The 12118-nt window shown below is 54.8% G+C and carries 9 protein-coding genes; all 9 read left to right on the top strand.

What is annotated here, in order from left to right; all coding sequences use genetic code 11:
- Positions 1-4 precede the first annotated feature (4 nt).
- The 9 genes from lptB (at position 5) to PHO67_06670 (ending at position 12099) form a co-directional block, all read left to right on the top strand.
- Positions 5-727, top strand: coding sequence for an LPS export ABC transporter ATP-binding protein (lptB, locus tag PHO67_06630; protein ID MDD5546811.1), 723 nt, complete (start codon positions 5-7; stop codon positions 725-727).
- 70 nt (positions 728-797) lie between these two features.
- Complete coding sequence (gene raiA / locus PHO67_06635) at positions 798-1352, top strand: ribosome-associated translation inhibitor RaiA (protein ID MDD5546812.1); 555 nt, start codon at positions 798-800, stop codon at positions 1350-1352.
- A 10-nt stretch (positions 1353-1362) separates the two neighbouring features.
- Complete coding sequence (tig, locus tag PHO67_06640) at positions 1363-2637, top strand: trigger factor (protein MDD5546813.1); 1275 nt, start codon at positions 1363-1365, stop codon at positions 2635-2637.
- 1 nt (position 2638) lies between these two features.
- The gene (gene clpP, locus PHO67_06645; protein MDD5546814.1) at positions 2639-3247 is read left to right on the top strand and encodes an ATP-dependent Clp endopeptidase proteolytic subunit ClpP; all 609 of its coding nucleotides are present in this window, start codon (positions 2639-2641) and stop codon (positions 3245-3247) included.
- A 28-nt stretch (positions 3248-3275) separates the two neighbouring features.
- On the top strand, positions 3276-5681 hold the full coding sequence (gene lon / locus PHO67_06650) for an endopeptidase La (protein MDD5546815.1): 2406 nt from the start codon (positions 3276-3278) through the stop codon (positions 5679-5681).
- Between the two features lie 11 nt (positions 5682-5692).
- Complete coding sequence (locus tag PHO67_06655) at positions 5693-6859, top strand: alanine--glyoxylate aminotransferase family protein (GenBank protein ID MDD5546816.1); 1167 nt, start codon at positions 5693-5695, stop codon at positions 6857-6859.
- A 21-nt stretch (positions 6860-6880) separates the two neighbouring features.
- Positions 6881-8464 carry a phosphoglycerate dehydrogenase gene (gene serA, locus PHO67_06660; GenBank protein ID MDD5546817.1) on the top strand — a complete coding sequence of 528 codons (1584 nt, stop codon included), beginning with the start codon at positions 6881-6883 and terminating at the stop codon, positions 8462-8464.
- A 1-nt stretch (position 8465) separates the two neighbouring features.
- Positions 8466-9746, top strand: a complete 1281-nt coding sequence (locus tag PHO67_06665; protein MDD5546818.1) for an adenylosuccinate synthase — start codon at positions 8466-8468, stop codon at positions 9744-9746.
- 121 nt (positions 9747-9867) lie between these two features.
- Positions 9868-12099, top strand: a complete 2232-nt coding sequence (locus tag PHO67_06670; GenBank protein MDD5546819.1) for a sodium-translocating pyrophosphatase — start codon at positions 9868-9870, stop codon at positions 12097-12099.
- Positions 12100-12118 lie beyond the last annotated feature (19 nt).

Here is a 12118-nt window from a genome sequence, read left to right on the forward strand (position 1 = left end):
TTTGATGCACCTCCTCGAGACGAAGGGTCTCCAAAAGACATATAACCGCCGCCGCGTTGTCAACGGGGTCGATATATCGGTCAGGCGCGGAGAGATAGTGGGACTGCTCGGGCCTAACGGCGCGGGGAAGACTACGACCTTTTATATGATAGTCGGCCTTGTCGAGCCGGATAGCGGCCAGATATTCTTTGATAACCAGGAGATAACCGGCCTGCCGATGCACAGGCGCGCCCGCTGCGGAATAGGATACCTTGCGCAGGAGCCGTCGATATTCAGGAAACTTACCGTTGAGGAGAATATCATGGCCATCCTCGAGACGCTAAGGATATCTAAAAAGGAGCGCCGCAAGAGGCTTGAGATGCTCCTGGGTGAATTAAGGATATCGCATCTCGCCAGGAACTACGCCTATACTTTGTCCGGCGGCGAGCGAAGGCGCCTGGAGATAACCCGCGCCCTCGTGACCGAACCCACTTTCATATTGTTGGATGAACCGTTCTCGGGTATCGACCCGATAGCTGTCGCCGAGTGCCAGGAGATAATCTGTTCGCTGAGGGAGAAAGGGCTCGGCATACTTTTGACCGACCATAATGTCCGAGAGACGCTTTCCATAACCGACAGGTCTTATATAATGTCCGACGGAAAGGTCCTTATATCCGGCACCGCGGAAGAACTCATCTCCGACCCGAAGGCGAGGCAGATCTATCTGGGCGAAAAGTTCAGGATGTGAGCAAAGAAGTTGCTCACCCTAAAAATGTTTTAGGAAGAAGAAGGTGAGCAGCCGATAATAAGGAGGCAAAATGGACGTAGTCATCACAGGCAGGCATTTTGATGTCACGGAAGGCATGAAAGCCCACGTAAACGATAAGATAACGAAGCTGGACAAATTCTACCACAAGATTCTCGAGTCGCACGTCATCCTTTCGGTCGAGAAGTTCCGCCACGTAGCCGAGCTGACGGTCATCGGCAAGCACTTTAAGTTGACCGCGACCGAGACGACCTCGGATATGTATGCGTCGATCGACGCAGCGATCGCTTCCCTCGAAAAACAGTTGAGGAAACTCCACGACAAGATAAAGGAGCACAGGGTAAAAGGCTCTTCCGGCAAGATCAGGGAGCTCGCGGCCAGGTCGCTATCCGCGATAAGGGGTGTCTTCAGGCCTGAAAGGGAGGCCGCCGGTCCGAGGATAGTCGAGACCCAGCGCGTCGCCGAGAAACCTATGTCGGTCGAGGAGGCCGTGGAGGAGTTGAAGATATCGAACAGCGAATTCATTGTATTCAGGAGCGCCGAGGACAACAGGATAAATGTAATATATAAGAGAAAGGACGGTGACTTCGGTCTGATAAAGACCTGAAGAGATCATTATGAAAGTTAAAAGCAAAGACCTTGGAGGTTCGCGCAGGGGTTTCGAGATAGAGGTCCCCGCGGACCATATAAAAAATAAATACGAAGAGATAATCGGCGAGATCGAGAAATACGCCGAGGTGCCGGGTTACAGGGTAGGCAAGGCCCCGCGCTATCTCGTGGAGACGCATTATAAGGACAAGGCCGGCGAGGAGGTCAAGAAGCGCCTCATCGGCGAGGCGGTGATGAAAGCGGTAAAAGACGCCGGCATCGACATGATAGGCATGCCGTCGGTTACCGATATAATTTTCGAGGCGGAGAAGCAGCTCTCGTTCAAGGCGGAGGTCCACGTGCGTCCCGAAGTGAAATTGAAGAACTATAAAGGCCTCAAGGCCGTGAGGCAGAAAGCCCGGGTCGCGACCGAAGATGTCGATAAGGTGATAGAGGACCTCCAGGAGAGGCACTCCCAGCTTAAGGATGTCGAGGGGCGCCCGGCGAAGGAGAACGACTGGTGCCTTTGCGACGTCGAGATATCGGTAGAGGCCAAGCCCGGCGAGAAGAACGAGAACGTGTGGTTCCCGCTCAACCCGAAATCTACGAAACCCGAGTTCATGAGCCAGCTTTTGGGCGCGGTCCCCGGCGATACGAGGACGGTCAATACCATAATGCCGCTGAATTATCCGCGCAAGGAGCAGGCTGGAAAACAGGCCGTATTCATAATAACCGTCAACCAGGTCAAGGAGAAGATAGCGCCGGCGATCGACGACGAGTTTGCCAAGGACGTCGGCGGGTTCAAGTCCCTGCTCGAGCTTCGCGGGAATATCCGCGAAGAGCTCACCAAGGCGAAGGAACAGGAGGCGAGGTTCAAGGTGGAAGAGGACCTCGTAGGCCAGCTCATCAAGGGCGCGAATTTCGAGGCCCCGGAGATGATGGTGGACACGGAGGCCGAGCACCTGTTAAAAGACGCGCAGAACAGGCTCCAGTATATGGGATATAAGAAAGAGGATATCGAGAAGGAAGAGGCCGCCATGAAACAGAAGTTCCGGGACGAAGCGGTCAGGCGCGTGAAGTCGTATTTTATCCTCGATAAGGTGGCAGAACTCGAGAAACTTACCGCTTCCGAGGAGGATATCAACAAGCGCGTCGAGCTTTTGGCGGCGCGCTCCAAGAAGACGGCAGAGGAAGCGAAAAAATATCTCGAAGAAAATAACCTCATGGAAGACATCAGGGCCGAGATAACGCAGGACAAGGCTATGGAATTCCTCATAGAGAACGCGAAAATAGAGGAGGCTTAAAATGGCAGACAGAGAACGGTCGCAGACGCTTGTTCCCATGGTAGTCGAGCAGTCAGGGCGCGGGGAACGCGCGTATGACATCTATTCGAGGCTCCTTAAGGACAGGATAATATTTATCGGCACTCCGATAGACGATGTCGTTGCCAACCTTGTCATCGCCCAGCTGCTCTTCCTGCAGATGGAAGATCCTGATAAGGACATCAGCGTATACATAAATACGCCGGGCGGGGTCGTGACTTCCGGACTCGCGGTCTACGATACCATACAGTTCTTGAAACCCGATGTCTGCACTTACTGCATCGGACAGGCGACCTCTATGGGCGCGATACTTTTAGCCGCCGGCACGAAGGGCAAGAGGTTCGCCCTCCCGAACGCGCGCATAATGATGCACCAGCCCTGGGGCGGGACGCAGGGCGCGGCCGCGGATATAAGCATCCAGGCGAAAGAGATATTGAGGATGCGCGACAGGATAGAAGAGATACTCGCCAAGCACACCGGCCAGCCGCTCGACAAGATAAAGAAAGACACGGACAGGGATTATTTCCTGAGCGCCGAGGAGGCGAAGACCTACGGCCTGGTCGATGAAGTCATAACCGGAAAGAAGAAATAACTTTATTCCCGATATATAGAAATAGGACATGAAAAAAGAACACCAGATAAAAGAGTCATTGCCGCTTTTGCCATTGAGGGACATGGTAGTATTCCCTTTTATGGTCGTCCCCCTTGTGGTCGGGCGCGAGAAGTCCATCGCGGCGGTCGAGGAGGCCTTATCCAAAGATAAGACGATCCTCCTCTGCGCGCAGAGATCGGTAAAGGTAGAGGAACCTTCGCTTGACGATATCTACCAGTCCGGCACGGTCGGCCAGATAATCCAGTCGGTAAAACTGCCGGATGGCTCATATAAGTTGCTCGTCGAGGGGCTCTACCGCGCGAAGGTAAAGAAACTCCTGCCTACCAAGGAATATCTTAATGCCGGGATCGAATACGCCTCAGTGCCGGTCGAGAAGACGATCGAGGTCGAGGCGCAGATGCGCTCGCTGGTCAACCAGTTCGAGGAGTATGTCAAGCTGAACCAGCGCGTCCCGACCGAGGCGTTCGCGACGATCGCGAACATCCCGGACCCGGACCAGATGGCGGACACGGTCGCTTCATATCTCACGATGAGGGTCGCGGAGAGGCAGGGGATACTCGAGATCATAGACCCGGTCGAAAGGATAAAGAAGCTTACCGAAGTCCTCAATTCCGAGATCGGTATACTCCAGATAGAAAAAAAGATATCATCTACCGTCAGGAAGCAGATAGAGAAGGCGCAGAAGGAATATTTCCTCCAGGAACAGCTCAAGGCCATCGAGAAGGAGCTCGGCCAGAAGGACGATTACAAGAACGAGCTCGATGACCTCAAGGAGAAGATAAAACAGGCGAAGATGCCGAAGGAGGCGCTGGATATAGCGCTGCGCGAGGTCGAAAAACTTTCGAGGATGTACCCGACCTCCCCGGAGGCGACCGTCTCGCGTAATTACATCGACTGGCTAGTCGCGCTGCCGTGGTCTGTCAGGACCGACGACAACCTCGACATCAAGAACGCCGAGAAGATATTGAACGAGGACCATTACGGCCTCGAGAAACCGAAGGAAAGGATCCTCGAATACCTTGCCGTCCGCAAGCTCGTAAAGTCAATGAAGGGCCAGATACTCTGTTTCGTCGGGCCTCCCGGCGTTGGAAAGACCTCATTGGCGAAATCCATCGCGCGGGCGCTCGGCCGCAATTTCGTCCGCGTCTCCCTCGGAGGCGTGCGCGACGAGGCCGAGATACGCGGCCACCGCAGGACATATATCGGCTCGCTCCCGGGCCGCGTCGTACAATCCATAAGGAAAGCAAAATCGAGGAACCCGGTCTTTTTGCTCGACGAGGTCGACAAGATGTCCACGGATTTCAGGGGCGACCCGGCCGCGGCGCTGCTCGAGGTGCTCGACCCGGAGCAGAATTCGACCTTTTCCGACCATTATCTCGAAGTGGAGTTCGACCTATCGGATGTCATGTTCATCACGACCGCGAACTTCCAGGACAATATACCCATCCCGCTTCAGGACAGGATGGAGATGATAAAGCTTTCGGGTTATACCGAATACGAAAAGGTGAAGATCGCGCAGGGGTTCCTTATCCCTAAGCAGATAAAACTGCACGGCCTCAAGGAAGAGAATATAAAATTTACCGCGGATGCCATATTAAGGATAGTGCGCAGGTATACGCGCGAAGCGGGCGTCCGCAATCTCGAACGCGAGATAGCGCGCGTCTGCAGGCGTATAGCCAAGGATGTCGTGAAGAAAGAAAAGGACCTGAAGCTTCGCCTTACCGGAAAGCGGATCGAGAAATATCTCGGCCCGGTCCAGTTTACCGAGCCGAAGAAGGAAGAGAAGAACGAGGTCGGTGTATCCACGGGGCTTGCCTGGACAGAGGCGGGCGGCGATATCATCTCCATAGAATCGACCCTCATGACCGGAAAAGGGAAATTGACCCTGACCGGAAAACTCGGCGAGGTCATGCAGGAATCGGCGCAGGCGGCGTTGAGCTATATCCGCTCGCGCGCCAGGGAATTCGGCATAGACGATAATTTTTATAAGAAACTGGATATCCATATACATATACCCGAGGGCGCGATACCGAAGGACGGCCCGTCGGCCGGGATCACGATGGCGACCGCGCTTGTATCGAGCCTGACGAAATGCCCGGTAAAAAAAGACGTCGCGATGACGGGTGAAATAACCCTGCGAGGCAAAGTCCTGCCGATAGGCGGGCTCAAGTCGAAGATACTCGCCGCGCACATGGTCGGCATCAAGACGGTCATAATACCGAAAGAGAACGAAAAGGACCTCGTTGAGATACCGAAGGCCGTATTAAAGGATTTAAAGATAATACCCGTCGAGTATATGGACCAGGTCCTGGACATAGCGCTCGAGAAGAAATGCAGTAAGGCGCCGAAGGTTGCGCCGGGGAAGATGGCTCCGAAGCCGACCGTGTACCAACGTTTACCAATACAAACCTAGGAGGGTAAGGAATGAAAAAGAATTATCTTATGACGCCGGGACCAACGCCTGTCCCGCCTCAGGCATTGCTCGCCATGGCAGAACCGATAATCCATCACAGGACCCCGGAATTCATGGAGATATTCAAGGAAGTATGCGAACTGCTGAAGTTTGTTTTTCAGACGCAAAATGACGTAATAACGTTGACCTCCTCGGGCACCGGCGCCATGGAAGCCGCGGTCGCCAACCTGCTTTCACCCGGCGACAAAGCGATATGCGTCCAGGGCGGTAAATTCGGCGAGAGGTGGACCGAACTCTGCAAAGCATACGGCATTACTCCTATAATAATAAACGTTGAATGGGGCAAGGCAGTCGACCCGAAAGCCATTGAAGCGGAATTAAAGAAGGACGCGGGCATAGAGGCGGTCTTTACGACGCTGTGCGAGACCTCGACCGGCGTCCTGACTGACATAAAAGCTATCGCGCAGGTGACAAAAAGCCATAACGCGGTCCTGGCCGTAGACGCGATCTCCGGCCTCGGAGCAGAAGAGATAAAGACCGACGAATGGGGAATAGACGTCGTGGTGTCGGGCTCTCAGAAGGGGCTCATGATACCCCCGGGTCTCGCATTCATATCTTTGAGCAAAAAGGCGTGGGAGAAGGTCGAGAAATCCAAGAGCCCGAGGTATTACCTGAGCCTCAAGAAGGCGAAGAAGGCCATTGATGCCGCGGATACGCCTTTTACACCGGCGATATCGCTCGTCATCGCGCTGCGCGAGACGCTGAGGATGATGAAGAAGGAAGGCCTTGACGTCATATTCAACCGCCACAAGATACTGGCTCTCGCGACCCGCGAGGCGATGGAAGCGATGGGGCTTAAGCTATTCGCCCCGACCGCGCCTTCGAACGGTGTGACGGCCGTGCGCGTCCCCGAAGGGATAGACGGCGAGAAACTCGTAAAACATATGAGGGATAAATACGGCGTTGGCATAGCCGGCGGACAGGCCGAGCTCAAGAGCAAGGTTATCCGCATCGCGCATATGGGTTATATAACAGATACGGATATACTCATGACGATCGCCGTGCTCGGCATGGCGCTCGCGGAGATGGGATTCAGGGGCGAACCCGGAGTAGGAGTCGAGGCTGCCGAGGAAGTCCTGCTTGAGGGCCGCGACAGGGGGCCCGTAGAAGCAGCATAATATAATTAGGAGAGCGTGACTATGTACAAAGTGCTCGTAAGCGACGCGCTGTCTGAAGAAGGATTAAAAGTACTAAAAGACGAGAAAGAGCTCCAGGTGGATGTGAAGTTAAAACTTCCTCCGGAGGAATTGAAGGCGATCATAAAAGATTATGACGCGCTCGTCGTCCGCAGCAGCACGAAGGTGAACAAGGATATTATAGAAGCCGCGACGAAACTTAAGGTCATCGGGCGCGCGGGCGTAGGATTGGATAATGTCGACGCGGATGCCGCCTCGAAACATGGCATCATCGTTATGAATACGCCGGCAGGAAACACGATATCCACCTGCGAGCACACGTGGTCTTTGATGCTCTCCATGTCGCGCAACGTCCCGAACGCGAACGCCTCGTTAAAAGAAGGCAAATGGGACAGGAATAAATATATGGGCGTCGAGCTCTACGGAAAGACGCTCGGCATCATCGGCCTTGGCCGCATCGGCACGGAAGTCGCCAAGCGCGCCATGGCGTTCGGCATGAGGGTCATCGCTTACGACCCGTTCCTTACGGTCGCGAGGGCAAACGACCTCGGCGTCGAGCTGGTCGAAATAAAAGATATTATTACGGAATCGGATTACATCACCGTCCACACGCCTATAACCAGCGAGACGAAACACTTGATAGGCGAAAAGGAATTCGAGCAGATGAAAAAAGGGGTTCGTCTGGTCAACTGCGCGCGTGGCGGCATAATCGACGAGAAGGCGCTCATCAAGGCCCTCGAGTCTGGCAAGGTCGCGGCCGCGGCCCTCGACGTCTACGAGGAGGAGCCGCCGAAAGATTTCACGATGTTCAAGAACGAAAAGCTCGTCGCGACGCCGCATTTGGGCGCGTCCACCGAGGAGGCGCAGGTAAACGTCGCTATCGAGGTCGCCAAGCAGGTCGCCGACGCGCTCCTGGGCCGCGGCTGCAGGAACGCCGTAAACGTCCCGTGCGTCGATCCGGAGATATACAAGGTCATACGGCCGTACATCACCCTCGCCGAGAAGATGGGGCTTGTCATCGGCCAGATGGCCGATGCGCGGATAGGGGAAGTGAAGGTCCAGTATTCGGGCGACATCATCGAACACGACCTTGCTTCGGTGACTATAGCATTCCTTAAAGGCCTCCTGACGCCCATTCTCCAGGAGACGGTAAATTTCGTCAACGCCTCGTTCATAGCCAAGGAGCGCGGGATAAAGATCGTCGAGACGAAGACCTCGCAGACCGAAGAGTTCGCCAATCTCATCATCGCCGAGGCTCAGACCGATAAGGGCAAGGTGGTGGTCGCCGGCACGCTCTCGCCGAGGAAGAACCCGCGCATAGTCAAGATAAACGATTTCTATGTCGAGGCCTCGACGGTCGGGTACCTTCTGCTACTTTCCAATGAAGATAAGCCGGGGATCATCGGCCAAATAGGCACGATACTAGGGCAGCACAAGATAAACATAGCCGGCATGACTCTCGGGAGGACAAAGATCGGCGGCCATGCGATGACCGTCCTTAACCTCGATGAGGAAGTCCCGGCGCCGGTCATGAAAGAGATACGGTCGGCGAAACATGTATTGGACGCAAGGTTGATAAAATTCTAATATGGAAAAAAACACAGTCGTAGTAGGCGCGCAGTGGGGTGACGAGGGCAAGGGGAAGATAATAGATATCTTCTCCCGCGACGCCGATTATATCGTGCGGTACCAGGGCGGCAATAACGCCGGCCACACCGTGGTCATCGGCAACGAGGAGTTCATCCTGCATCTTGTCCCGTCCGGTATACTGCATAAAGGCAAGATCTGCGTCATCGGCAACGGCGTCGTCGTAGACCCGGAGGCGCTCATAAGCGAAATAGAAAATTTGCGCTCCAAAGGGATAGAAGTCGATGATAACCTTAAGGTTAGCGACCAGGTCCACCTGATATTTCCTTATCACAAGGAGATCGACCGCTTAAGCGAGCGCCGCAAGAAGATCGGCACGACAGGCCGCGGTATCGGGCCGTGTTATGTCGACAAGGTCGGCAGGTGCGGCATCAGGCTCGCAGACCTTTTAGATGACGAGTTATTCAAAAAGAAATTAAGCGAGAATATCGCGGCAAAGAACGAGACCCTGCAGAAATTATATGGCCATTCGGGGTTCTCATTCTACGAGATCTATAACCAGTTCGTCGAATACAGGAAGAAGATAGCGAAGTACGCCTGCAATACCACCATAATCTTAAACGAGGCGGTCAAGAAGAAAAAAAGGCTCCTGCTCGAAGGCGCGCAGGGGACGCTCCTTGACGTCGACCACGGCACGTACCCGTATGTCACGAGTTCCAACGCGACAGCCGGCGGCGCGTGCACCGGCACAGGCCTCGGCCCGTCGAAGATCGACAAAGTAGTCGGCGTGGTAAAGGCGTATACTACGCGCGTCGGGGAAGGGCCTTTTCCCACCGAATTCGGCCCGGACCTGATGGAAGTCATAAGGCAGAAGGGCAAGGAGTTCGGCGCGACGACCGGCCGGCCCAGGAGATGCGGTTGGTTCGACAGCCTGATAGTCCGGCACTCGGCGCTGGTCAACAGCCTCGATGCCATCGTGGTCACGAAACTCGATGTTTTAGACGAGTTGGAGACAATAAAGATCGCGGTTGCGTACAAGTATAAAGGAAAGACATATAAAGATTTTCCGGCGAACATCGAGATGCTGTGGGATGTCGAGCCGGTCTATGAAGAACTTCCGGGCTGGGGAGAGGATACCTCGGGCACCGGGAGCTTCTCGAAATTACCAACTAACGCCAAGAGGTACCTCAGGAAGCTCGAGAGCCTTATTGGCGTAAAGATAGAACTCGTCTCTGTTGGTAGCAGGCGTGAGCAGGTATTCAAGATGGGAGGAAAGAAGTAATAAAATGAAAAGGTCGTCTAAGTTATTCTTAGTTGTGGCCGCTCTGGTATTATTGTCCAATATGGCGCTGGCGCAGGAAGCCGCTGCGCCCGCGGTCGAGGGATTCAAGGCGTTCGCTTTCATGTACAGCCCGGCTTTTTCGGTGATGGAAAAATTCGCGCTATGGTCGATCCTCGGCGTCGCCATTCTCGGCCTTCTCTATGCAGGGTTTTTGATGGCTCAGGTGCTCCGCTATGACAAAGGAACGCCGAAGATGCAGGAGATCTCCGATGCCATCCGCGTCGGCGCGAACGCGTACTTAAGCCGCCAGTTCAAGGCGGTAGTATTTTTAATGTTCATCCTGACGGCCGCGCTGTATTTCACCGCGGGCGCCACGCACATACAGATAGGAAGGTCGTGCGCGTTTTTGATGGGCGCGTTCTTCTCGGCGATGGTCGGTTTCGTCGGCATGAACCTGGCTGTCCAGGGGAATGTCCGCGTAGCCGCGGCCGCGAGGACGAGCTTCGGCCAGGCGCTTAAGATCGCCTATCGCACGGGAACGATCACCGGTATGCTCACCGACGGCCTCGGGCTGTTAGGCGGCACGGTGATATTCATGATATACGGCGAGCAGGCGTATGAGGTGTTGCTCGGTTTCGGTTTCGGCGGCACGCTCCTGGCTTTGTTCATGAGGGTCGGCGGCGGTATCTACACTAAAGCCGCTGACGTCGGCGCGGACCTCGTCGGAAAGATCGAAAAAAATATCCCGGAAGACGATCCAAGGAACGCCGCGACTATCGCCGATAACGTCGGAGATAACGTCGGCGACTGCGCGGGCATGGCGGCTGACATCTTCGAGTCATATGAAGTCACGATCGTTTCAGCGATGATCCTCGGATGGGCGTCGTTCGGGCATAAAGGCGTCATATTCCCGCTGTTGGTCCGCGCGGTCGGCGTGTTGAGCTCGATATTCGGCACCTACCTTGTTCGCACGAGCGATAAGGTCAGGAACGCCATGCGCGCTATTAATATCGGTTTCTGGTCATCTGCCGCTGTTTCGATCATCGGTTTCTGCGCCATCGGGTTCTATTATCTAAGGTTCCCGGAGAAGACGCAGCTTGCGAGTTGGGCGAGTCTCGGCGTGCCGGGACTTGACATGAGGCCCGTATACACGACAATGGTCGGTATCATCCTGGCCATCACCATAAACCGCGTGACGGAATATTTCACGAAACCCGAAGCCGCGCCTGTAAAGTCCATCGCGAGAGCGACGCAGACCGGCCACGCGACCACGATCATCACCGGCATCGCCGTCGGATACGAGTCGACGGTGTGGGCCATCCTGATCATCGCGGCTGCCATCGGCGCTTCGGTCCTGATCTACGCCGGCACGAACCCGACGTATATTGCTTACGGCGTCGCGATGTGCGGTATCGGCATGTTGACGTTGACCGGGAACAATATCTCGATGGACGTCTTCGGGCCGGTCGCGGATAACGCGAACGGCATCGGCGAGATGGCGCACCTCGATAAGGGCGCGCGCCAGACCCTTGCTGACCTCGACGCGGTAGGCAATACCACGAAAGCGATCACAAAAGGTATCGCGATAGGTTCGGCGGTCGTCGCCGCGGTATCGCTTTTTAATGCTTATATCACGGACATCGCGAAAGCCACTCATTCTACTTACGAGCAGATAGCGGCTTCACTTTCGATATCGGAACCGAACGTTTTCATCGGCCTCTTGATCGGCGGCGCCATACCGTTCTTGTTCAGTTCGATGACGATAAGGGCTGTCGGAAGGGCCGCTTTCCTCATAGTCCATGAAGTAAGGAACCAATTCAAGGATAAAGAGATCTGGGAAGGCAAGAAGACGCCGGATTACGGGCGCGTGGTAGACATCTGCACCGCTGCCGCGCAGAGCGAACTCGTAGGCCCGGGACTTTTGGCGATACTCGCTCCCATACTTGTCGGCCTTTTGCTCCATAAAGAGGCGCTCGGCGGTTTCTTGGCCGGAATGATCCTCTCGGGCCAGCTGTTGGCGGTATTCATGTCTAACGCAGGAGGCGCTTGGGATAATGCCAAGAAAACGATCGAGGACGGGCTTTACGGCGGGAAAGGATCAGAGGCGCACAAGGCATCGGTAACCGGAGACACCGTAGGTGATCCTTTGAAGGATACGGCCGGCCCGGCCCTGAACCCGCTTATCAAAGTCATGAACATGGTCGCTTTATTGATCGTAGGCATCATGATAAAGAACGAGGCCCTGACCCCCGGCATCATAGTTATAGGCATCGCCGGGATATCGGTCATACTTTGGGTCATTTTGAGGTCTAGAAGAGATTCAAAGGAGATGTCCCTGGGCGACACACAATAGAACAACGATAAACCACAAA

It is taken from the genome of Candidatus Omnitrophota bacterium (assembly GCA_028716565.1).
Classification (GTDB): Bacteria; Omnitrophota; Gorgyraeia; order Pluralincolimonadales; family Pluralincolimonadaceae; genus Pluralincolimonas.